Origin of the sequence: Streptomyces piniterrae, assembly GCF_005048155.1 — a bacterium.
In the GTDB taxonomy this organism is placed as follows: Bacteria; Actinomycetota; Actinomycetes; order Streptomycetales; family Streptomycetaceae; genus Streptomyces; species Streptomyces piniterrae.
The window spans coordinates 91,481-112,794 of the sequence record NZ_SUMB01000019.1; the positions used below are offsets into that span (position 1 = coordinate 91,481).

The 21,314-nt window shown below is 71.4% G+C and carries 24 protein-coding genes; 12 read left to right on the forward strand and 12 right to left on the reverse strand.

Translation table 11 applies throughout. The annotated features are described in order from the left end of the window. Nucleotides 1-79: 79 nt before the first annotated feature. From dapF to miaA, 3 genes are all read right to left on the reverse strand, one after another. A complete protein-coding gene (dapF, locus tag FCH28_RS36620; RefSeq protein ID WP_136744749.1) occupies nucleotides 80-955 on the reverse strand; it encodes a diaminopimelate epimerase in 876 nt (291 codons plus the stop codon). 29 nt (nucleotides 956-984) lie between these two features. Then, nucleotides 985-1,533: a hypothetical protein gene (locus FCH28_RS36625; protein WP_136744792.1), complete on the reverse strand. Its 549-nt coding sequence runs from the start codon at nucleotides 1,531-1,533 to the stop codon at nucleotides 985-987. Between the two features lie 108 nt (nucleotides 1,534-1,641). After that, complete coding sequence (gene miaA / locus FCH28_RS36630) at nucleotides 1,642-2,580, reverse strand: tRNA (adenosine(37)-N6)-dimethylallyltransferase MiaA (protein WP_136744750.1); 939 nt, start codon at nucleotides 2,578-2,580, stop codon at nucleotides 1,642-1,644. Between the two features lie 186 nt (nucleotides 2,581-2,766). Between miaA and FCH28_RS36635 the strand changes: the two genes are divergently transcribed. Further along, a complete protein-coding gene (locus tag FCH28_RS36635; protein WP_425472073.1) occupies nucleotides 2,767-3,051 on the forward strand; it encodes a hypothetical protein in 285 nt (94 codons plus the stop codon). Nucleotides 3,052-3,226: 175 nt separating this feature from the next. Here the strand turns inward: FCH28_RS36635 and FCH28_RS36640 are convergent, their stop codons facing one another. After that, nucleotides 3,227-3,937: a class III extradiol dioxygenase subunit B-like domain-containing protein gene (locus FCH28_RS36640; RefSeq protein WP_136744752.1), complete on the reverse strand. Its 711-nt coding sequence runs from the start codon at nucleotides 3,935-3,937 to the stop codon at nucleotides 3,227-3,229. 53 nt (nucleotides 3,938-3,990) lie between these two features. After that, the gene (gene miaB, locus FCH28_RS36645; RefSeq protein WP_136744753.1) at nucleotides 3,991-5,514 is read right to left on the reverse strand and encodes a tRNA (N6-isopentenyl adenosine(37)-C2)-methylthiotransferase MiaB; all 1,524 of its coding nucleotides are present in this window, start codon (nucleotides 5,512-5,514) and stop codon (nucleotides 3,991-3,993) included. Between the two features lie 78 nt (nucleotides 5,515-5,592). Here miaB and FCH28_RS36650 point away from each other — a divergent pair, with 78 nt between their 5' ends. Continuing rightward, nucleotides 5,593-6,591: a TAXI family TRAP transporter solute-binding subunit gene (locus FCH28_RS36650; protein ID WP_136744754.1), complete on the forward strand. Its 999-nt coding sequence runs from the start codon at nucleotides 5,593-5,595 to the stop codon at nucleotides 6,589-6,591. A gap of 80 nt (nucleotides 6,592-6,671) precedes the next feature. Here the strand turns inward: FCH28_RS36650 and FCH28_RS36655 are convergent, their stop codons facing one another. The 3 genes from FCH28_RS36655 to FCH28_RS36665 all read right to left on the reverse strand — a co-directional run bounded on the left by FCH28_RS36655 (nucleotide 6,672) and on the right by FCH28_RS36665 (nucleotide 9,243). Further along, nucleotides 6,672-6,875 (reverse strand): cold-shock protein, encoded by a 204-nt coding sequence (locus FCH28_RS36655; protein ID WP_136744755.1) that lies wholly within the window; start codon nucleotides 6,873-6,875, stop codon nucleotides 6,672-6,674. Nucleotides 6,876-7,076: 201 nt separating this feature from the next. Beyond that, a complete protein-coding gene (locus FCH28_RS36660) occupies nucleotides 7,077-8,492 on the reverse strand; it encodes a sensor histidine kinase (protein WP_136744756.1) in 1,416 nt (471 codons plus the stop codon). A 16-nt stretch (nucleotides 8,493-8,508) separates the two neighbouring features. Next, nucleotides 8,509-9,243, reverse strand: coding sequence for a response regulator transcription factor (locus tag FCH28_RS36665; RefSeq protein ID WP_136744757.1), 735 nt, complete (start codon nucleotides 9,241-9,243; stop codon nucleotides 8,509-8,511). 298 nt (nucleotides 9,244-9,541) lie between these two features. Here FCH28_RS36665 and FCH28_RS36670 point away from each other — a divergent pair, with 298 nt between their 5' ends. The 8 genes from FCH28_RS36670 (at nucleotide 9,542) to FCH28_RS36700 (ending at nucleotide 16,285) form a co-directional block, all read left to right on the forward strand. Beyond that, nucleotides 9,542-10,327, forward strand: coding sequence for an amino acid ABC transporter ATP-binding protein (locus FCH28_RS36670; protein ID WP_136744758.1), 786 nt, complete (start codon nucleotides 9,542-9,544; stop codon nucleotides 10,325-10,327). A gap of 66 nt (nucleotides 10,328-10,393) precedes the next feature. Next, nucleotides 10,394-11,305: a glutamate ABC transporter substrate-binding protein gene (locus FCH28_RS36675; protein ID WP_136744759.1), complete on the forward strand. Its 912-nt coding sequence runs from the start codon at nucleotides 10,394-10,396 to the stop codon at nucleotides 11,303-11,305. Between the two features lie 140 nt (nucleotides 11,306-11,445). After that, on the forward strand, nucleotides 11,446-12,093 hold the full coding sequence (locus FCH28_RS36680; protein WP_136744760.1) for an amino acid ABC transporter permease: 648 nt from the start codon (nucleotides 11,446-11,448) through the stop codon (nucleotides 12,091-12,093). A gap of 73 nt (nucleotides 12,094-12,166) precedes the next feature. Beyond that, nucleotides 12,167-13,102 carry an amino acid ABC transporter permease gene (locus FCH28_RS36685; protein ID WP_136744761.1) on the forward strand — a complete coding sequence of 312 codons (936 nt, stop codon included), beginning with the start codon at nucleotides 12,167-12,169 and terminating at the stop codon, nucleotides 13,100-13,102. Between the two features lie 174 nt (nucleotides 13,103-13,276). Further along, nucleotides 13,277-15,037 carry an FAD-dependent monooxygenase gene (locus tag FCH28_RS36690; protein ID WP_136744762.1) on the forward strand — a complete coding sequence of 587 codons (1,761 nt, stop codon included), beginning with the start codon at nucleotides 13,277-13,279 and terminating at the stop codon, nucleotides 15,035-15,037. Continuing rightward, on the forward strand, nucleotides 15,030-15,116 hold the full coding sequence (locus tag FCH28_RS39960; RefSeq protein ID WP_342781687.1) for a putative leader peptide: 87 nt from the start codon (nucleotides 15,030-15,032) through the stop codon (nucleotides 15,114-15,116). The genes FCH28_RS36690 and FCH28_RS39960 overlap by 8 nt, the downstream gene beginning before the upstream one ends. Before the next feature lie 87 nt (nucleotides 15,117-15,203). Further along, on the forward strand, nucleotides 15,204-15,770 hold the full coding sequence (locus FCH28_RS36695) for a cupin domain-containing protein (RefSeq protein WP_136744763.1): 567 nt from the start codon (nucleotides 15,204-15,206) through the stop codon (nucleotides 15,768-15,770). A gap of 128 nt (nucleotides 15,771-15,898) precedes the next feature. Next, nucleotides 15,899-16,285, forward strand: a complete 387-nt coding sequence (locus FCH28_RS36700) for a rhodanese-like domain-containing protein (RefSeq protein WP_246103499.1) — start codon at nucleotides 15,899-15,901, stop codon at nucleotides 16,283-16,285. Nucleotides 16,286-16,394: 109 nt separating this feature from the next. On the opposite strand, the gene recX is transcribed toward FCH28_RS36700, so the two are convergent. The 4 genes from recX to FCH28_RS36720 form a co-directional block, all read right to left on the reverse strand. Next, on the reverse strand, nucleotides 16,395-17,036 hold the full coding sequence (recX, locus tag FCH28_RS36705) for a recombination regulator RecX (protein WP_136744765.1): 642 nt from the start codon (nucleotides 17,034-17,036) through the stop codon (nucleotides 16,395-16,397). Nucleotides 17,037-17,042: 6 nt separating this feature from the next. Then, the gene (gene recA, locus FCH28_RS36710; RefSeq protein ID WP_136744766.1) at nucleotides 17,043-18,164 is read right to left on the reverse strand and encodes a recombinase RecA; all 1,122 of its coding nucleotides are present in this window, start codon (nucleotides 18,162-18,164) and stop codon (nucleotides 17,043-17,045) included. A 220-nt stretch (nucleotides 18,165-18,384) separates the two neighbouring features. Next, nucleotides 18,385-19,578: an AI-2E family transporter gene (locus FCH28_RS36715; protein ID WP_136744793.1), complete on the reverse strand. Its 1,194-nt coding sequence runs from the start codon at nucleotides 19,576-19,578 to the stop codon at nucleotides 18,385-18,387. 182 nt (nucleotides 19,579-19,760) lie between these two features. Further along, nucleotides 19,761-19,955: a DUF3046 domain-containing protein gene (locus FCH28_RS36720; RefSeq protein ID WP_136744767.1), complete on the reverse strand. Its 195-nt coding sequence runs from the start codon at nucleotides 19,953-19,955 to the stop codon at nucleotides 19,761-19,763. Between the two features lie 220 nt (nucleotides 19,956-20,175). Between FCH28_RS36720 and FCH28_RS40185 the strand changes: the two genes are divergently transcribed. Continuing rightward, nucleotides 20,176-20,523: a ribose-phosphate pyrophosphokinase-like domain-containing protein gene (locus FCH28_RS40185; RefSeq protein WP_425472074.1), complete on the forward strand. Its 348-nt coding sequence runs from the start codon at nucleotides 20,176-20,178 to the stop codon at nucleotides 20,521-20,523. Further along, nucleotides 20,438-21,289 carry a hypothetical protein gene (locus FCH28_RS36730; protein WP_425472075.1) on the forward strand — a complete coding sequence of 284 codons (852 nt, stop codon included), beginning with the start codon at nucleotides 20,438-20,440 and terminating at the stop codon, nucleotides 21,287-21,289. The genes FCH28_RS40185 and FCH28_RS36730 overlap by 86 nt, the downstream gene beginning before the upstream one ends. Nucleotides 21,290-21,314 lie beyond the last annotated feature (25 nt).

Below are 21,314 nucleotides of genomic sequence, written 5' to 3' on the forward strand. Positions count from 1 at the left end.
TGCTCTCGCCCAGCGTGAAACGGATCACCCATTCGAGCGAATCTCGGGGTTGGACCCGTTTCCCGTGGCGGTGTACCTGTCAGGCGAGCGCCGCCGTCAGCCATTCGGGGTCGAAGGTGCCCTCGGCGACGATCACGGCAGGACCGGTCATCTCCACCGTCCCGTCGGGCAGCTCGGTGATCGACAGGCTGCCGCCGAGCACATCGACGGTGTAGGTCACCGGGGTGCCGGTGACGGCCGGGTCAGCGCCGTCCCGGCGCGCGGTGGCCACGGCGACCGCGCAGGCGCCGGTGCCGCAGGACCGGGTCTCGCCGGAGCCCCGCTCGTGCACCCGCATCGCCACATGGCGCGGGCCGCGGTCGGCGACGAACTCGATGTTGACGCCCGCCGGATAGACCTCCGCCGGGCTGAACGGCGGCACGGTGCGCAGCTCGCCGGCGTGGTCCAGATCCTCGACGAACGCGACGGCGTGCGGATTGCCCATGTTCACGTTGCGGGCCGGCCAGCTGCGCCCGCCGACGGTGACGACGACGCTCTCCTCGGGGAGTTCGGCGCGCCCCATCGAGACGGTGACATGCCCGGTCTTGGCGACGTGGACCCGCCGTACGCCGGCGCGGGTGGCGATGGTGACCTCGCCCGCCTCGACCAGCCCGGCGTGCAGCAGATAGCGGGCGAAGACCCGTACGCCGTTGCCGCACATCTCGGCGATCGAACCGTCGCCGTTGCGGTAGTCCATGAACCACTCGGCCTCGTCGGCCATCGCCCGCGCCTCGGGATGCGCCGCGGACCGTACGACACGCAGCACCCCGTCACCGCCGAGCCCGGCCCGCCGGTCGCAGATGCGGGCGACGGCGGCCGCGGGCAGCTCCAGGCGTCCGTCCGGGTCGGGGACGATCACGAAGTCGTTCTCGGTGCCGTGGCCCTTGAGGAAGGCGATGCGCTGCGTGCTGGTCATCCTTGAATCCTACGGGGACGACGGCCGGATCAGCGCAGACGGGCCACCCGCCAGATGGCGAGGGCAGCGGGGACCGCCACCAGCGCGGCGTAGATCAGGACCACCCGCCAGCTCGCGCGCCGCCCGGAGCCGCGCACCGGCAGCCCCGGCCAGGTGGTGCCGACGCGGCGGGCGGCCATCATGCCCCAGCCCGCCGCGCAGCAGCACAGCAGCAGACCGAGCATGGCGATCACCGCGCCGCCGTCGCCGCCGAACTCGAAGGCGAGGGGAAAGGCGAACATCAGCGACCCGACGGCGGCGAGCACCACGATCGGGGCGAGCTGCCACAGCCGCAGCCGGCGCGGCGGCCGGAGCTCCCGGAAGGACTCACCGCCCTCGGCGGGCCGGCCGGGGTCCGCGTCGGGGCCGTCCGAGTCGTCCAGGCCGGCGTCGAGGGCGGCCGGCGCGGCGAGCGCGGGGATCCCGTCGGCAGCGGCGGTCAGGGCGTCCGGCGTGTCCGGACCGTCCTGGGCCAGCGGTGCCGTGTCGGCTGCGTTCCGGTCCGGTTGCTGCGCTCTGTTGCGAGGGCCGGCCTCCATTGCCACGCGCCCTCCCCACTGCAGATTGCACGCCTCGATCGAAGGTCGATGATGACATGCCCTCAGGGGCCCGGATGACGGCCGGAGCGTCCCGATGCCATGACGTGATCAGGCTGTGACCGGTCGTTCGAGCAACGCCAGCGCGAGCCGTGGGAGTTCCGCCCGGCGGTCGGCGGCGCCGCTGAGCCAGTGGACCCGGGGGTCCCGGCGGAACCAGGAATCCTGACGGCGCGCGAAGCGCTTGGTGGCGCGCACCGTCTCGTCGCGCGCCTCCTGTTCGGTGCACTCCCCCGCCAGCTGGGCGAGCACCTGCTGGTAGCCGAGCGCCCGGGAGGCGGTACGTCCCTCGCGCAGCCCCTCGGCCTCCAGGCGGCGCACCTCGTCGACGAGCCCGGCGTCCCACATCCGGTCCACGCGCCGCGCGATCCGCTCGTCGAGTTCGGGGCGCTCGACGTCGACGCCGATCTGCAGGGTGTCGTAGACCGCTTCGTGGCCGGGCAGGTTGGCGGTGAAGGGCCGCCCGGTGATCTCGATGACCTCCAGGGCACGCACGATGCGCCGGCCGTTGCTGGGCAGGATGGCGCGCCCGGCCTCGGGATCGGCGGCGGCAAGCCGGGCGTGCAGTGCGCCGCTGCCCTGTTCGGCCAGCTCGGCCTCCAGGCGGGCGCGGACGTCCGGGTCGGTGCCGGGGAATTCGAGGGCGTCGATGGCGCCGCGTACGTACAGCCCGGAGCCGCCGACGAGGACGGGGGTGCGGCCCTCGGCGAGCAGCCGGTCGATCTCGGCGCGGGCCAGCGTCTGGTACTCGGCGACGCTCGCCGCCCGCGTGACGTCCCAGATGTCCAGCAGTCGGTGCGGGACGCCGTGCCGCTCCTCGGGGGTGAGTTTGGCGGTGCCGATGTCCATGCCTCTGTAGAGCTGCATGGAGTCGGCGTTGATGACCTCGCCGCCCAGGTGCTGGGCGAGGGCGACGCCCAGGTCTGACTTTCCGGCCGCGGTGGGGCCGACGACGGCGATGACCCGCGGAGCGGGAACGGCGATGTTCACCCCGTCAGTCTCGCAAACATCACGCCCCCATCTCGAACGAGCGACGTGACGGGCTACGGGTGAGGTCGTTGCCTGTTGCGAGATCCCGGGAGCCGGTGCAGGACCGGCGCCCGCGGGCGGCGCAATGGGACGCTCCGGGCGGCACGGGATTTCGCCCGGATGAGTAGCGTAGGAGAAGTTATGGGCGTGTTTTCGCGGTTTCGCCGTCGCAAGGACGAGGCGTCGACGGAAGAGGCCGCTGCCGCGACGGTGACGGCCGACTCGGAGGCCTCCGCGGCCGACGAGGACGCGGGGGAGAAGGCCGAGGCCTCGGAGGAGGCGGCCGGGGAGTCCGGGGCTGCGGAGCAGGACGAGGCCGCCGCTGAGGACGAGCCGTCGGCCGAGGCGGCCGCCGAGGGCCTCGAGATCCCCCGCCAGAAGTCCTCCGGGGCGGCGACCGGCAGTGAGGCGGGCGAGGGCGCCCGCAAGTAGTTCCACGGCCGATCCGCGAGCGGACGGCGGCACCGGCGGTGCCGGCCCGTTCCCTGCGGGTCGTGGCATACGGCGGCGGCCGCGCGGTGGATGACCGCGCGGCCGCCGCCGTAGCTTTGGCGCCCCTCAGGCCGCGTCGCCACGGCCCGGGACCACCTAGGGCAGGCGCTGGCCCCTACGACCAGGTGGCCACGAAGTAGCCGACGCCGTACGGCGCCTCGTCGCGGAGGAGTTCGCCGCGCAGGCCCGCGCCCTGGGCCGCGCCGGCCAGGACCTGCCAGCAGGCCCGTCCGGACGCCTGGAGGTCGGCGGCCAGTTCCTCGTCGAGGGCGGTCAGTGCGGCGATGTCCGCGGCGCCGAGGGCGCGGGCCGCCTCGGCGTCGAACGCCTCGGCTCGCTCGTCGAAGTAGCCCGGCGCCTTCACCGACCGGCAGGCGCTGCCGTCGCCCATCACCAGAAGCGCCACCCGGGGCGCCGACGTGGCGATCTCCCGGCCCACCGGCAGGCACCGGTCACGGGGCAGCGGCTCGCCGACGCCCAGGCCCTCCACGGGGGCGTCGGCCCAGTCCGCCCGGGACAGCAGCCAGGCGCCGACGGACAGCGACGGCGGGAGTTCCCGCTCGGACGAGGTCTCCGCGGCGCCCAGGGTCACCTCGACGTCCACCCCGAAGCCGCGGAAGGAGCCGACGGCGCCCTGGGGGTGCGGGCCCCGGCCGGCCTGTTCGGCCGGGCCGAGGACGAGCAGCCGGTCCGGGCGGGCGGCGGCCAGGACGCCGACCGCGTCCAGGGAGGCGGCGCGCAGCGCGTCCAGTTCGGGCGCGGCACCGGCCGCGACCTCCGGGACCAGCAGCGGCGGGCAGGGGCAGATGGCGGCGGCTACGAGCATGCCACGCAGCGTAACGTCAGGCCGCCGCTGCACCACCGCTGCGCCGCGGCCGCTCAGTCGCAGCCGCAGCCCGCCGCGGGGGCCGGGCTCGGGGCCGGTGCCCCGATGGTGGGCAGCCCCAGCAGGACGCCCCCTGAGGCCTTCTCCGCCGGGGCGGCGTTGCGCTTCTCCCAGGCGTCGCCCGCGCGGGTACGGCGGATGCCGCGCACCGCGCCCTCGGCCAGGAGGTGGTGCGGAGCGGCGTAGGTGATGTCGACGGTCACCATGTCGCCGGGGCGGATCGGTTCTTCGGGCCCGGTGCTGTGCTCGTCGTTCACTCCTCGCAAGCTCCGATTGAAGTGCACCAGGCGGCTGTCGGGCGCGCGGCCGGACAGCCGGTGGGTGGCGTCGTCCTTGCGGCCCTCGCCCTCGGCGACCATGACCTCCAGGGTGCGGCCGACCTGCTTCTTGTTCTCCTCCCAGGAGATCTCCTCCTGGAGGGCGACCAGCCGCTCGTAGCGCTCCTGGACGACGGCCTTGGGGATCTGCCCGTCCATGTCGGCCGCCGGGGTGCCGGGCCGCTTGGAGTACTGGAAGGTGAAGGCCTGCGCGAAGCGGGACTCGCGGACGGTGTGCAGCGTCTGCTCGAAGTCCTCCTCGGTCTCGCCGGGGAAGCCGACGATGATGTCCGTGGAGATCGCGGCGTCCGGCATGGCCGCACGGACCTTCTCGATGATCCCGAGGAAGCGCTCCTGGCGGTAGGAGCGGCGCATCGCCTTGAGCACGCGGTCCGAGCCGGACTGCAGCGGCATGTGCAGCTGGTGCATCACGTTCGGCGTCTCGGCCATGGCGGCGATGACGTCGTCGGTGAAGTCGCGGGGGTGCGGGGAGGTGAAGCGGACCCGCTCCAGGCCCTCGATCGTGCCGCAGGCCCGCAGCAGCTTGGAGAACGCCTCGCGGTCGCCGATGTCGGAGCCGTACGCGTTGACGTTCTGGCCGAGCAAAGTGATCTCGCTGACGCCCTCGGCGACCAGCGCCTCGACCTCGGCGAGGATGTCGCCCGGCCGGCGGTCCTTCTCCTTGCCGCGCAGCGCCGGGACGATGCAGAAGGTGCAGGTGTTGTTGCAGCCGACGGAGATGGAGACCCAGGCCGCGTACGAGCTCTCGCGCCGGGTGGGCAGGGTCGAGGGGAACGCCTCCAGCGATTCGGCGATCTCGACCTGCGCCTCCTCCTGGACACGGGCACGCTCCAGCAGCACCGGCAGCTTGCCGATGTTGTGCGTCCCGAAGACCACGTCGACCCAGGGGGCCCTCTTGACGATGGTGTCGCGGTCCTTCTGGGCGAGGCAGCCGCCGACGGCGATCTGCATGCCGGGCCGCGCGGCCTTCTTCGGGGCGAGCTGCCCGAGGTTCCCGTAGAGCCGGTTGTCGGCGTTCTCCCGCACCGCGCAGGTGTTGAAGACGACGACATCGGCGCCATCGGAGTCCTTGGGCGCGGGCACATAGCCGGCGTCCTCCAGCAGGCCCGACAGCCGCTCGGAGTCGTGGACGTTCATCTGGCACCCGTAGGTGCGCACCTCGTATGTCTTCGCACTCATCTCAATCGACCAGGGTACGTGCTCGCAGCGGACCCCCGCCCCTCCCTTTCCCGGTCCGGGCCTGGCAGGATCCCGCCCATGGGCACAGCACTCCCCCACATAGCCGGCCGCCGGGCGATCCAGGCGGCCATCGCGGCGCTGGCCGGGCTCGGGCTGCTGCTGTGGTGGCTGCTGTCGATGGGCGGCCCGCCCTCGCCCGGCGGGAAGGTGACCCTGGCCACGGGGGTGCCGACCGGGGTGTACGCGCGCTACGGGGAGCTGCTGAAGCAGGATCTGGCCCGTGATCTTCCCGAGGTGGATCTGCGGCTGACGCGCAGCGAGGGGTCGATCGACAATCTGCGGCAGCTGGTGGCCGGGCGCGCGAAGTTCACCATCGCCACGGCGGACGCGGTGGCGACGTACCAGCGCAGGGGCGAGCCGGGCGCGGACCGGCTGCGGGCGTGTGCCCGGCTGTACGACGACTACATGCACCTGGTGGTGCCGAAGAACTCCGCGGTGCGCTCGACGAAGGACCTGCGGCGGCTGCGGGTGGGTGTCGGGGCGGACGGCTCCGGCGTACAGCTGATCACCAAGCAGCTGCTGGAGGCCGCGGGACTGGACTTCGACAAGGACATCGAGCCGGTACGGGTCGGCATCGACGAGATGCCCGCGCTGCTGGAGCGCGGCAAGCTGGACGCGTTCTTCTGGTCGGGCGGGCTGCCGACCGCGGCGCTTCAGCATCTGGTGGACCGGTACCCGGTGCGGCTGGTCCAGCTCGGCGATCTGAGTCCGGCGCTGCACCGGCAGGGTGAGCGGACCCGCTACTACCGGGCGGCGGTGATGCCCGCCGACGCGTACCCGAAGGCCCAGGACGGGCAGGCGGTGAAGACGATCGCGGTGGCGAATCTGCTGGTGACGACCGACCGGGAGGACGCCGCGCTGACGGAGGGCATCACCCGGACCGTCATCAAGAGCCGGGACTGGATCGGGCGCCAGGTGCACGCCGCGCAGAAGGTGGACCTGCGGACGGCGGTGTTCACCGATCCGCTGGCCCTGCACCGGGGGGCGCGGCGCTATTACGTGTCGGTCAAGCCCTGAGCGAGGGCGCGCCACGGAAACGGGACGGGGCCCGCACCGGTGTGACCGGTGCGGGCCCCGTCCGCGGGACGCATGGTGCGTCAGGCGGTGACGATGTTCTCCGCCTGCGGGCCCTTGGGGCCCTGGGTCACGTCGAAGGTGACCTTCTGGCCCTCGAGGAGCTCACGGAAGCCCTGGGCGGCGATGTTCGAGTAGTGGGCGAAGACGTCGGGGCCGCCGCCGTCCTGCTCGATGAAGCCGAAGCCCTTTTCCGAGTTGAACCACTTCACGGTGCCGGAAGCCATAGTTTTCTCCTTCTTGGAAACCGGAGACCGCACTTCACGGCCTCCTTGTCGCGGAGATGATCGCCCGACACCGGAACAGGTCCGGAAAAACAAGGAACGCCCGGGGCTACAAGCCTCCAGGCGCCAAATTCATGGGTACCACAACTGCAACGTCGTCGACCGTAGCACAGGTGCCGGCCGGGCAGAGGATCTTCCCGCTGCTCAGGGGGCCGAGCGGGGCACGGTGACGGTGACCTGGAGGCCGTGCGGCGGGTGCGGTGCGTAGGCGATGGTGGCGCCCCCCGCGGCGAGCAGGGCGCGGGTGATCGACAGGCCGAGGCCGGAGCCGGAGATGTTCTGGTGGCGGCTGCTGCGCCAGAAGCGGTCGCCGACCCGGGCGAGCTCGTCGTCGGTCAGGCCGGGGCCGCGGTCGGCGACGGTGATACGGACCCGCTCGCCGTCCGGCGCGACGTCCACGGTGACCGGCTCGCCGGCCGGGGTGAACTTCAGGGCGTTGTCGACGACCGCGTCCAGGGCGCTGGAGAGGGCGACCGGGTCGGCCCAGCCGGTGACCGCGGTGTGGCCCTCATAGGTGAGGCGGACGCCCTTGTCGTCGGCGAGCGGGCGCCAGGAGTCGACGCGTTCCACGGCGAGCGCCGCGACATCGGTGAGCTGGAGGTCGGCGGGGGCGTGCTCGGCGAGCGCCAGGTCGAGAAGGTCGTCCAGGACGCTGGCCAGGCGTTTGCCCTCGGTGCGTACCGACGCGATCTCCTCGTTGCCTTCGGGGAGTTCGAGGGCCAGCAGCTCGATGCGCAGCAGGAGCGCGGCGAGCGGGTTGCGCAGCTGGTGGGAGGCGTCGGCGACGAAGGCGCGCTGCTGTTCCAGGACTTCTTCGACGTTGTCGGCCATCTCGTTGAACGAGCGGGCCAGCCGGCGGAGTTCGGGCGGTCCCGCGGTGGCGGCGACGCGGGATTTCATCCGGCCGGTGGCGATGTCGTGGCTGGCCACGTCCAGCACCCGTACGGGGCGCAGCACCCAGCCGGTGAGACGGAAGGCGGCGGCGACGGCGACGAGCATGGCCGCGCACTCGCCGGCCGCGATCAGCAGCCAGCCGTGCAGGATGCGGGAGCGCAGCTGTCCGGTGGGCGAGTCGGTGACGACGACGGCGACCACGTCCCCGTCGCGGATGACGGGTGAGGCGACGGGGATGCGGCCGTCGGTGTCCCAGGGCCAGATCTGCCGGGGGTCGTGGCTGCGGCGGCCGGCCAGTGCCTCGCTGAAGGCCTGTGCGCCCTCGCCCTCGTCGGGCACCGGCAGCGCCTGCGGTGCCCTCGCCATCGGGGTGTGGTCACGGTAGAAGACGCCGGCGCGGATGCCGTAGAGGTCGTAGTAGCGCGCCAGCTCGGCGCCGAGGGTGGCGCACCGCTCGTCCTCGTCGGGGCTCTTGGTGGCGGCGTCGGCATCGGGGCGGGCGGTGACGAACTGGGCGAGGGAGGCGAACCGGGCGGCGTCGTCGATCCGGTCGACGACGACCCGCTGCTGTTCCACCCCGGCCGTGATGACGCCGAGCGGGATGCCGAGCGCGAGCAGCACACCGGCCATGAGGACGATGAGGAGCGGGAGGAGTCGGGTGCGCACGTGCTCGCGGCGGCCGTCAGGAGGCGGGGGGCTCGGGAGCGGCCGGCTGCCCGGAGGCGGGCACGACGAGGCGGTAGCCGACGCCGCGGACCGTCTCGATCAGGGCCGGCATGCGCAGTTTGGCGCGGAGTGAGGCGATATGCACCTCCAGGGTCCGGCCGGTGCCCTCCCAACTCGTCCGCCACACCTCGCTGATGATCTGCTCCCGGCGGAACACCACGCCGGGACGCTGTGCCAGCAGCGCGAGCAGATCGAACTCCTTGCGGGTGAGCGGAACCGTGGTGCCGTCCACGGACACCTGGCGGGTGGGGAGTTCGACGGTGACCGCACCGAGCCGCAGCGGCTCCTCGACGGCGCCGTCCTCGGGCGGCTGGTCGCCGCCGCCCGCACCCCGCCGGCTCACCGCGTGGATCCTGGCCAGCAGCTCCCCGGTGTCGTACGGCTTGACGACATAGTCGTCGGCGCCGAGGTTGAGGCCGTGGATGCGCGAACGGACGTCGGACCGCGCGGTGACCATGATCACCGGGGTGGCGCAGATCTTGCGGATCCGGCCGCACACCTCGAAGCCGTCCTGATCGGGCAGGCCCAGGTCGAGCAGCACCACCGCGAACGGCTCGGCGGCGTCCGGCAGCAGCGCCCGCAGCGCCTCCTCGCCGTTACGCGCGTGCACGACGGACAGGCCGTGCTTGGCCAGCACCGCGGACAGGGCCGCGGCCACGTGATCGTCGTCTTCGACCAGCAGCAGTCTCATCGGCCCCCTCCTCTGTGTGCGATCGGACATGCGCGGTCGCGCGCATGCATTTAGGCCAAAGGGCATCTACGGCGATGAACGGCACCCACGTCAAGAGGGGGCCACCTCCGCGCCGCCATCCGTTACCCAGCCGGTACGGCCCCGCACACCCACCCCACATCTCTGTGGCGTTCCCTCTTCACGCGGAGTGTCCCGCCGCAGCCGGATCGTTATGCTCAATTCTCCCTCAGATGTAATGACGCTGGTCGAAAGCCCTCACTAGGGTCCTCCCAACCGAGGAGGACGGAGCTACACGCCGATGAGCGAAGTATCGGTGACCAAGAACGCCGAGGGTCCCGCGCCCGCGGGGGATCAGCTGGTCGTGCTGGACAACGTGAACAAGCACTTCGGCGCGCTGCACGTGCTCCAGGACATCGACCTGACGATCAAGCGCGGCGAGGTCGTCGTCGTGATCGGGCCCTCGGGGTCCGGCAAGTCGACGCTCTGCCGCACGATCAACCGCCTGGAGACGATAGACAGCGGCAGCATCACCATCGACGGCAAGCCGTTGCCGCAGGAGGGGCGGGAGTTGGCGCGGCTGCGCGCCGACGTGGGCATGGTCTTCCAGTCCTTCAACCTCTTCGCACACAAGACGGTGCTGGAGAACGTGATGCTGGGCCAGACCAAGGTCCGCAAAACGGACAAGGCGGCCGCCGCGAAGAAGGCCCGTGGGCTGCTGGACCGGGTCGGTGTCGGCACCCAGGCGGACAAGTACCCCGCGCAGCTGTCCGGTGGTCAGCAGCAGCGAGTGGCGATCGCCCGTGCGCTGGCGATGGACCCGAAGGTGATGCTGTTCGACGAGCCGACGTCGGCGCTCGACCCGGAAATGATCAACGAGGTGCTGGACGTGATGCAGCAGCTCGCCCGGGAGGGCATGACGATGGTCGTCGTCACCCATGAGATGGGCTTCGCGCGCTCCGCGGCGAACCGTGTCGTCTTCATGGCGGACGGCCGCATCATCGAAGAGGCGGAGCCGAACCAGTTCTTCAACAACCCGCGCAGCGACCGCGCGAAGGACTTCCTGTCGAAGATCCTTCACCACTGACCTTCACTGAGGCCGCGGTTGGGCCACGATGATTGCCAACACCTGTTGAACCAAAGGATGTTCACCATGAGGATTCGTAAGACGGCTGCGGCGGGTGCGGTGGTGCTCGCGCTGGCGATGACGGCGACCGCGTGCGGCGGCGAGTCGGGCACCGCGGGCGACAAGCCCGCCGGCGGCGACGTTTTCAGCGGCAACTACAAGGCCGCCAAGGACGTCAAGGTCGACTCGGCGGTGCTGAAGAAGGCGCAGAAGGCCAAGAAGATCACCATTGGTGTCAAGGCCGACCAGCCTTTCCTGGGCTTCCAGGACCCGTCGACGAAGAAGTACTCCGGCTTCGACATCGAGATCGCCAAGATGGTCGCCGCCGACCTGGGCTTCTCGTCGGACCAGATCGAATTCAAGACGATCAACTCCAACAGCCGTGAGACCACGATCTCCAAGGGCGCCATCGACTACTACGTCGGCACCTACACGATCAACGACGAGCGCAAGCAGCAGGTCGGCTTCGCGGGCCCGTACTACACCGCGGGCGCGGACCTCCTGGTGGCCAAGAGCGACAAGTCCATCAAGGGCGCGGACTCCCTCAAGGGCAAGAAGGTCTGCTCGATCGTCGGCTCGACTCCTCTCCAGGAGATCAAGAAGGCGAAGTACGGCGCCGACACCATCGAGGACGCGACGTACTCGGACTGCGTGAAGAAGCTGATCGACGGCCAGGTCCAGGCGGTGACCACGGACGACGCGATCCTCAAGGGCTACGCCGCCCAGCGTCCCGAGAAGCTCAGGGTCGTCGGCAAGCCGTTCACCAAGGAGCCCTACGGCGTCGGCATGATCAAGGACGACAAGGCCCTGCGCGACGCGATCACCACCGCGCTGGAGAAGCACATCAAGAACGGTGACTACCAGAGGGCTTACGAGGGCACGCTCGGCAAGTCCGGCTCGGAGTACGTCGCCCCCGAGACGCCGCTGCCGCGGTACTGAGGCGCTCCGCGCACTCATCTGACTGCGCCGCCCCGTACGCCCGCCGCGGCGGGTGTACGGGGCGCGCCGTTTAACCGCCCGCCCCAGGCTCCCTGTCCGCTCTTGCCCGCCGTCGACCCGACCGCTACCGCGGAGACCCCATGAACGTACTCCTCGATTATCTGCCCGAGTTCCGTGACGGGTTCCTCGGAACCCTGGCGATCACCGGGTCCAGCGCGCTGCTCGCCCTGGTACTCGGCGTACTCATAGCCGGCTTCCGGGTCTCTCCGATTCCGCCGCTGCGCGCTTTCGGGACGGCCTGGGTCACCCTGCTGCGCAACACCCCGCTGACGCTGCTGTTCCTCGTCGCCGTCTTCGTCGTGCCGCAGATCCTCGTCCCCGGCGCGAGCCCGTTCGTGCTGGCCACGCTGGCCCTCGGCTTCTACACCTCGTCCTTCGTGTGCGAGGCGGTGCGGTCCGGCATCAACACCGTGCCGCTCGGCCAGGCGGAGGCCGCGCGCAGCATCGGCATGACGTTCTCCCAGACGCTGCGGCTGGTCGTTCTCCCGCAGGCCACGCGCACCGTGCTGCCCCCGATGAGCAGCATCTTCATCGCGCTGACGAAGAACTCCGCGATCGCCGGCGCCTTCAGCGTCACCGATCTGTTCGGCCACTCCAAGCTGCTGAGCGACAAGGGGTACGCGATCGGCTGGATCTTCCTGTGGATCGCACTCGCCTACCTCGTCATCACCTTCTCCATCAGCGCTCTCTTCCGGGTGCTGGAGCGCCGAATGGGAGTCGCCCGATGAACGGACGCGGCAGGCGGGACAGCATGACGTGGGTGCCACGCGCGGGCGCGGCGGAACGAAGCGAGGTCAGGGCATGAGCGGGGCAAGCGTTCTCTACGACGTACCGGGGCCGAAGGCCAAGGTGCGCAACCGGGTCTACACGGTCGTCGGCTCGCTGGCCGTGCTGGCCGTGCTCGCGTTCATCGTGATGCGGCTCGGCGACAAGGGCCAGTTCGACCCCGAGAAGTGGAACATCTTCAACTACGCGGGTGTGCGTACCGGCATCCGCGACGGGGTGCTGGCCACGCTCAAGGTCTTCGCGATCGCCGCGGTGCTGTCCCTGGTGCTGGGTGTGCTGCTGGCCGTTGCGCGGCTGTCCGACCACAAGGCCGTCCGCTGGCTGGCGACCGGTTTCATCGAGCTCTTCCGCGCCGTCCCGCTGCTGATCACGGTCTACGCGCTGTGGGTGATCCTGCTCAGCAACCGGGACGATCTCAGCCTCACCGGCAGCCAGCCGCAGTTCTGGGCGCTGGTCCTCGGACTGACGGTCTACAACGGTTCGGTGCAGGCGGAGGTGCTGCGGGCCGGCATCAACTCCGTGCCGAAGGGGCAGAGCGAAGCCGCGTACGCGCTGGGCCTGAGCAAGACGCAGGTCATGACGACGGTGCTGATCCCGCAGGCCGTCCGGGCCATGATGCCGACGATCATCAGCCAGCTCGTGGTGACCCTGAAGGACACGTCCCTCGGCTTCATCATCACCTACGAGGAACTGCTCTACTCGGCCCGCCAGATGAGCACCAACATCATCGTCAACGGCGAGGACGTCTACGTCCCGGTCATCATCGTGACCGGCAGCATCTACGTCGCGATGTGCCTGGCCCTGTCCGCGCTCGCCAACTGGATCGAGCGGCGCGGCCGGCGGGCCAAGACCGGTATCGGCGTGGCCGAGGCCGGTGAGCCCGTGGCGGCCACCGACGCGCTGGAAGTCAGCGACGCGGTCCCCGCCGCACCGGCCGGCAAGGACAACTGACAGTACGGCGGACCCGCCACACACTGTCCGGAGGCGGCGGCGCCCATGCCGCCGCCTCCGTCACTTGACGCGGGCCGCCGCAATGGGTTGCATACGCTGTGTGATCACGCACCGGGCTCCAACTGCCAGTTCCCGCACCGCCGCTCAGCACCACCGGGCCCAGGGAGCCGCGTCATGGACCCGGTGATCGTCGTGGGAGCCGGCCCCGTCGGCCTGTCCCTCGCCCTCGCGCTGGCCCGCCTCGACGTGCCCTCCGTCGTCCTCGACGAGACCACCGGGCAGGAGGACACCCGGCCCGCCCGCACCGCCGTACTCCGCCAGGACACCGCGGCGTTCGCCGCCCGGCTCGGCTGCGCCGACGCCCTGGAGACCGCCGGCACCCGATGGACGGCCTGGCGCACGATGCGGCGCCGGCGCCTGCTGGAGCGCGTCGAGTTCGCCCCGCACACCCCGGCCGCCAGCCAGTCACCGGTTCACCTCCCCCAGCACGCCCTGACCCGCGCCCTGCGCACCGCGCTGGCCGCCGAGCCGCTCGCCGAGATCGTCACCAGCAGCAGGCTGGTCGAGCTGGAACAGGACGAGCACGGCGTCGGCGCGCACACCCGCGGCCCCAACGGCACGTGGTGGCGCGGGAGTTACCTGGTCGGGTGCGACGGGACGCGCTCGACCGTCCGCAAGCTGCTGGACATCCGCTTCCCGGGCCGTACGGCCGTCGAACGGCATGCGGTCGCGGCGCTGCGCACCGAACTCCCCTGGCCCGGCGAGGCGCTGCTGCACCGCTCGCCGCCCCGGCACGGCGGCGGCGGTCCGGGCGGCGAGGTCTCCGCCCGTCCGCTGGCCGACGGGGTGTGGCGGCTGGACTGGCTGCTGCCGCCGGGCCGCGACCTGGTCACGCCGGACGCCCTGGTCGCCCGGATCCGCGACTCCCTGGCCGGCTGGACCACGGAGGCGGCGGAGCCGGGGGACGAGAGCGGCGCGGCGTTCGGGCGCGGCCACGGCGGGCAGGTCCCGCCGTACGAACTCCTCGACACCGGGGTGCACACCGTCCACCACCGGCTGGCCCGGTCCTGGCGCCAGGGGCGCGCCTTCCTCGCCGGGGACGCCGCGCACCTCCTGGGCGCGCTCGGCACCCAGGGGCTGGACGAGGGGCTGCGGGACGCCGAGAACCTCGCCTGGAAGCTGGGCCTGGCCTGGCACCACGGCGCCTCCGAGCTGCTGCTGGACAGCTACCAGGCGGAACGCCGGGGCTCGGTCGCGGCCCGGCTGCGCGCCGCGGACCAGGCGCTGCCGCTGCTGCGGGACGGCGGTGCGACCCGCTGGCGGACCGTGCTGCCGGGCGCCGCGCGCGGACGCAGCACGCTGCTGACGGACGGGCACCTGGGCCGTGGCCCGCTGGGCGCACCGCCGGTGTACGCCCGCTCCCCGCTGGCGCCGCCGTCCGAGCAGATCGTGGGAGCACCCGTGGGGACGCTCCCCGGTGCGCCGGTCACCGATGTGGCGGTCACCGCGGCCGACGGTTCCGTGGTGCGGCTGCGGGACCGTCTGGGGCGCGGGCTCCTGGTGGTGCTGGTGGCGCCCGGTACCGGCGTCTGGGACCGGCGGCACTGGCAGTCGGCGGGTCTGATGCCGCAGCTGACCGACGCGGCCGCGGCACTGCCGATGAGCTCCGAGGTCCTGGTCACGGAGGCCTATCCGGGCGCGGCCGCGCACACCGTGCTGCTCGTCCGCCCCGACGGACATCTGGTCACGGCGCTGCCCGGCGTCCGCCCGGCCGAGCTGTACGCGTGCGCGGACGCGGTGCGGGGTGGGGCGGAGGGGGCGCGGGGGTCGCAGGAGTCACCGGGTGCGCCGGGGGCTGCCTCTTCCGGGGGTGAGGGTGGCGGTCAGTCGGTTGACCCTGTGGGATCCTCCATGCTTCACTCCGAGGGTGACTGATCACGGCTCGCGATTCTGGCGGAGGGTCCATCTGGACCTGGTCCGCTACGCGGGCTGCATGTGTCGTCCGTCCCGCTGATCCGCATCTTCTTCCCCGCGCGGGTGCCACCCGCTCTCACTGAGTCCTGGCAGCCGCGCCCCTTCGCGATCACCCAGGACGGTTTCCGTGCCCGATGTACGTACCCCTGCGCGCCCGCACGCCGCGGGCGACGACGGCTCCGGAGCCAAGCGCTCCGCGACCGGTCCCAGCGCGTCCGAACTCCTCGACTTCGCCCGCCGCACCGCGGCCGACACCGCACTCATCGCCTCCCTGCCGCTCGACCCCGAAGGCCGTACCTGGATCCGGCTGGACGGGCCGGGCGGCAGCGAGGCATGGCTGATCGGCTGGCCGCCCGGGACCGGCACGGGCTGGCACGACCACGGCGGTTCACGCGGTGCCTTCGCGACGGCCGCCGGCGAACTGACGGAACAGTCGCTCGCCGTCCAACTCCCCACCGAGGGCTGGAAGTCGCTGGAACTCACCGACGGTCTGGACCGGCAGCGCAAGCTCAGCGACGGGCGCGGCCGGGCGTTCGGACCGCACCACGTCCACCAGGTGCTCAATCTGTCCGACGACACCCACGCGGTGTCGGTGCACGCCTACTACCCGCCGCTGCCGCTGATGCGGCGCTACAGCCGGACCGGTCCCGTGCTGCGGCTCGAAGAGGTCGAGAACCCGGAGGAATGGCTGTGAGCGGAGCGGAAGCGGGAGTGGGAGCGGGAGTGGGAGTGGGAGCGGGAGTGGGAGCGGGAGTGGTCGTGGGCGAAGGGATCGGGGACGGCGTGGCCGGGGACGGAGTGGGCGAAGCGGCCGGGGGTGCGGTGAGCGCCGTCGACGCATTGCTGGCGCGGGCCCGGAGCGAGCTCGTACGCCTGGATCCTCGGGAGGCCGCCGAGCTCCAGAAGGCGGGCGGGCTCCTGGTGGACATCCGGTACGCGGAACTGCGGGAGCGCGACGGCACGATCCCGGGCGCGCTGATCGTGGAGCGCAACGAGCTGGAATGGCGCCTCGACCCGACGGGCGAACACCGCGCCCCGGAGGCCACACATCACGATCTGCCGGTCGTCGTGATCTGCAACGAAGGCTACGCATCGAGTCTCGCGGCGGTCTCGCTACGCCAGTTGGGTCTGCACCGCGCCACCGACCTGACCGGCGGCTTCCAGGCCTGGCGAGCAGCGGCGCTGCCGGTGGAGACGGGCGCCGAGTGACGGAACGGAGCGGCCGCACGGGGCTGCCACACGGGGCTGAGTGAGGAGCTGGGTGAGGAGCTGTGGAGCGTGGGGCAGCCCGGGTGAGGGGAACGCCCACCGACGCCCCTCACCCGTCCGGCAGATGCCGCTCCAGCAGTTCCGGGTCCTCGCCTTCCTCCTCCAGGGCCTGTCTGACCACCCGTAGGGCGAGGCCCTCCGGGTAGCCCTTGCGGGCCAGCATCCCGGCCAGGCGGCGTAGCCGCTTTTCGCGGTCCAGGCCCCTGGTCGTACGCAGTTTGCGATCGACCAGCTCACGGGCGGTGGTCTCCTCCTGAGCGGAGTCGAGACGGCCGACGGCCTCCTCGATCACGGTGGAGTCCACGCCCTTGGTGCGCAGCTCGCGGGCGAGGGCGCGGCGGGCCAGCCCCCGCCCGTGGTGGCGGGATTCCACCCAGGCGTCGGCGAAGGCGGCGTCGTCGATCAGCCCGACGTCCTCGAAGCGGGACAGCACCTCCTCAGCGGCCTCCTCGGGGATGCCCCGCTCGCGCAGGGCGTCCCCGAGCTGTCTTCGCGTCCGCGGACTCCCGGTGAGCAGACGCAGGCAGATGGCCCGCGCCTGCTCCTCGGGCGTACGCGGTGGTCCCGTCTCGGCCCTCGACGAGGAGGGACCACCGCCGTTCTTACGGCCCTTGCGGCCGCTACGGTTCTCGGCGTCCCCGGCAGCGCTGGTTTCGTAGGCGCTGCCGGACCAGTCCGTTCGCCGTGTCATGGCGGGCTAGCTCTTGGCCGCGGCGGCCTTGGAACCCTTGGCGCCCTTGGCCGCCGGTGCCGGAGCCGCGGTGGCCGGGCCGCTCGCCGCGCCCGCGGCGTCCGCGCCGGGCTCCGCCGCCGGGTCCTGCGGCTTCACGCCGATACCGAGCTTCTCCTTGATCTTCTTCTCGATCTCGTTGGCGAGGTCCGGGTTGTCCTTGAGGAAGTTACGGGCATTCTCCTTGCCCTGCCCGAGCTGGTCGCCCTCGTACGTGTACCAGGCACCGGACTTGCGGATGAAGCCGTGCTCCACACCCATGTCGATCAGGCCGCCCTCGCGGCTGATGCCCTGGCCGTAGAGGATGTCGAACTCGGCCTGCTTGAAGGGCGGCGAGACCTTGTTCTTGACGACCTTGACGCGGGTGCGGTTGCCGACGGCCTCGGTGCCGTCCTTGAGGGTTTCGATGCGGCGGATGTCGAGCCGCACCGAGGCGTAGAACTTCAGCGCCCGGCCACCGGTCGTGGTCTCCGGCGAGCCGAACATCACGCCGATCTTCTCGCGGAGCTGGTTGATGAAGATCGCGGTGGTCTTGGACTGGTTGAGCGCGCTGGTGATCTTGCGCAGGGCCTGGCTCATCAGCCGGGCCTGGAGGCCGACGTGGGAGTCGCCCATCTCGCCCTCGATCTCGGCCCGCGGCACCAGGGCGGCCACGGAGTCGATGACGATGAGGTCGAGCGCACCGGAGCGGACCAGCATGTCCGTGATCTCCAGCGCCTGCTCACCGTTGTCCGGCTGGGACAGGATCAGGGCGTCCGTGTCCACGCCGAGCTTCTTGGCGTACTCGGGGTCGAGCGCGTGCTCGGCGTCGATGAACGCGACGGAGCCGCCGGCCTTCTGGGCGTTCGCGACGGCGTGCAGGGTCAGGGTCGTCTTGCCGGAGGACTCCGGGCCGTAGACCTCGACGACGCGGCCACGCGGGATGCCGCCGACGCCGAGCGCGACGTCGAGCGCGGTCGACCCGGTGGGGATGACCTCGATGGGTTCGTTCGGGCGCTCCCCCATACGCATCACGGCGCCCTTGCCGAATTGCCGTTCAATCTGTGCGAGCGCGGCGTCGAGCGCCTTCTCGCGGTCAGTGCCTGCCATGGGTTCCACCCGATTTGCTTGAGTCGATCGCTTCACGTCCATGACGCTAACGCCTGCCACTGACAATGCGCCCGGACCCGGCTCCAGCCTGTGGATAACTCCGCGGAAAGCCCCGGGAACACAGGCCGGTTCCCCAATAAGAATGGATGTTCGATTTTGGTGTCAAGCGCATCGCGCGCCCACCGACAGCGGCACGATGCGGGAGAACGCGGCCCCTGGCTCAGCGCCCGCCCTTCCCCTCTCCCCCCTGGCTCCCCTGGTCCCCCTCGTCCTTCGAAGGAGCCGACGGCCGTTCGCCGTGGCGGATGCGGCGGATCCGGGCGAGGAACCGTGCGAGGAAACGGGCTCCGCGCCGGCGGCGGCCCCTGCCGTTGACCCGCAGGTCGTCGGTGACCTCGTACCGCTTGACGTACGCGGCCAGGAACGCCTGAAGCGTCGCGGTCGCCGGAATCGCGATCAGCGCGCCGACCACGCCCATCAGGGCCGTGCCGGCGACGACCGAGCCGAAGGCGACGGCCGGGTGGATGTCCACCGTCTTGGCGGTGATCCGCGGCTGGAGAACGTAGTTCTCGAACTGCTGGTAGACCACGACGAAGCCGAACACCCACACCGCGTACCAGGGATTGACGGTGAACGCGAGCAGGATGGGCAGCGCGCCCGCCAGATACGTGCCGATGGTCGGGATGAACTGCGAGACCAGGCCGACCCACATGCCCAGCGCCGGGGCGTACGGCACGCCCAGGATCTCCAGCAGGACGTAGTGCGCGACACCGGAGATCAGCGCCATCAGGCCGCGGGAGTAGAGATAGCCACCGGTCTTGGCGACCGCGATCTCCCAGGCACGCAGCACCTCCGTCTGCCGCCGGGGCGGGAGCACGGAGCACAGTGCGCGGCGCAGCCGGGGGCCGTCGGCCGCGAAGTAGAACGAGAACAGCGCCACCGTCAGAAGGTTGAACAGGCTGCCCAGCACCGTGGCGGAGACGGCGAGGACGTTGTTGGCGCTGTCCTGGACGTACTTCTGCAGCCAGTCGGACCTGAGGAGGTTGTTCTGCACCTCGACCCGTGAGAGGTGGGTGTGGAAGGTGCTGTTCATCCACTTGATGACGGAGTCCAGGTACTGCGGGAACTCCTCGACCATCCGGATGATCTGGCCGGCGAGCATGGACCCGAGGAGTGCGAAGAATCCGGCCGTGACGACGAGAGTGCCCAGGAACACCGCTCCGGTGGCCAGCCCGCGCCGTATGCCCCGGGCCGCCATCCAGTCGACGGCCGGTTCGACGGCCAGCGCCAGGAAGAACGCGATCAGGATGTTCAGCAACAGCGTGATCAGCTGGTGGAAACCCCAGCTGGCGAGCTGGAAGCAGGCCACCAGGGCGAGCGCGAGCACCATGGCGCGCGGCAGCCAGCGCGGCATCCGCGCGTCCGAGTGGCCCTGGGGGCGTGGTTCGTCGTCGTTGCCGTTGTTCTCATCTGTCGCGCGCACGGCCCAAGTGTCGCGCACCGCTCGGACACTTCCCGTCCGGCCCTGTCCATCCGGGGCGTAGGCCGCCCACAGGACCGTGCTCGGCCCCTCGCCCGGCCGTCGCCGGGGCCGCCTCAGCGCTTGTCGTCCGGCACGTCCATCGTCGAGCAGACCACCCGCCACACCTCTTTGGCGCTCCATCCGGCCTCCAGCGCCTCATGGACGGTCCGCCCGCCGAGCCCGGACATCACATGATCGCGCGCGAAGGAGTCGGCGTACGCGGCACCGAAGTGATCCGCCATCCGCTGCCAGAAAACCGTCAACCGCATGAAATCCGCTCCGTACCAGCTCTGACCTGCTTATCCCGGATCAAAAGAAGGCCGTGGCCCATGCCCCGCCCGCCCTCGATGCGGGGCGGCGATTCGGGACGGACGACCATGGCGCCCAGGACATATGGGCATGTGAGTCTCTCACCCACGGCGCGCTTGCAGGGCATGCCGTAGGGACAGAGGCGACGGGAGATGACAAGTGCGGTGCCGGCACTGGCCGATGGAGCTGTTGATCACCGTCGACGCGTTGAAGCGGGCCGGTGCCCGCCGCATCACCGTGGTGGTGCCGTGCTCTCCGTACGCCCGGCAGGACGGTGGTCCGTCAACCGCGTGCCTTCCGTATCCCGCCCTGGGAGGGCAGCCGGGCGCCTGCCCGTGCCGCCGGGGGGTTTCGGCCCTACCGTCGGGCCATGGCCGAAAACGCAAGCTCACGACCGACCCCTCTGGCGCGTGCCGAGCGCTTCGTCTGGCTGACCGCCCGGGTGCTCGAACAGCGGCTCTTCGAGTACCACTTCCTCGGTGCCGGTGCGGACCCGGTCGAGACCGCGCTCACCGCCTACCGCAATGAAGACGACGGCTACGGCCACGCGCTGGAGCCGGATCTGCGCGGCCCGGTCAGCCAGCCGCTGCACACCGCGCACGCGCTGAAGGTGCTGGATGTCATCGGGCGGTGCGACGGCCTCAGGGTGGAGCGGATCTGCCGCTATCTGACGCGGGTCTCGACCCCGGAGGGCGCGCTGCCCGCGCTGCACCCGTCGCAGCGCGGATATCCGGCCGCGCCCTGGATCCCCGTGGTCGACGATCCGCCGAGCGCGCTGCTGGCCACCGGTCCCGTGGTGGGTGTGCTGCACCGTAACGAGGTGTGGCACGCCTGGTTGTTCCGGGCCACGGACTACTGCTGGGCCGCGGTGGAGTCGCTCGAGGAGACCCACCCCTACGAGGTCGAGGCGGCGGTGGCCTTCCTGGACGGCGCCCCGGACCGGCCCCGCGCGGCCGCCGCGGCACAGCGCCTGGGCAAGCTGGTACGGGAGCAGGGGCTGGTGCTGCTGGACCCGGACCGCGCCGCGGACGTCCCGGTGGCGCCCGGGTACGCGCCCGGGGAGCACCACTTCGCCTACGACTTCGCGCCTGCGCCCGGCTCGCTGGCCCGCCGCTGGTTCAGCGACCAGGAGCTGGACCGGGCACTGGACCACCTCCTGGCGCGTCAGGAGGAGGACGGCGGCTGGCCCGTCGACTGGCGGGTGTGGGCCCCCGGGACGGCGGTGGAGTGCCGCCCCATGGTGACGCTGAAGGCGCTGCTCACCTTGCGGGCGTACGGGCGGCACATCGGGTGATGCGGGCCGTGCGGGCCGGTGCGCA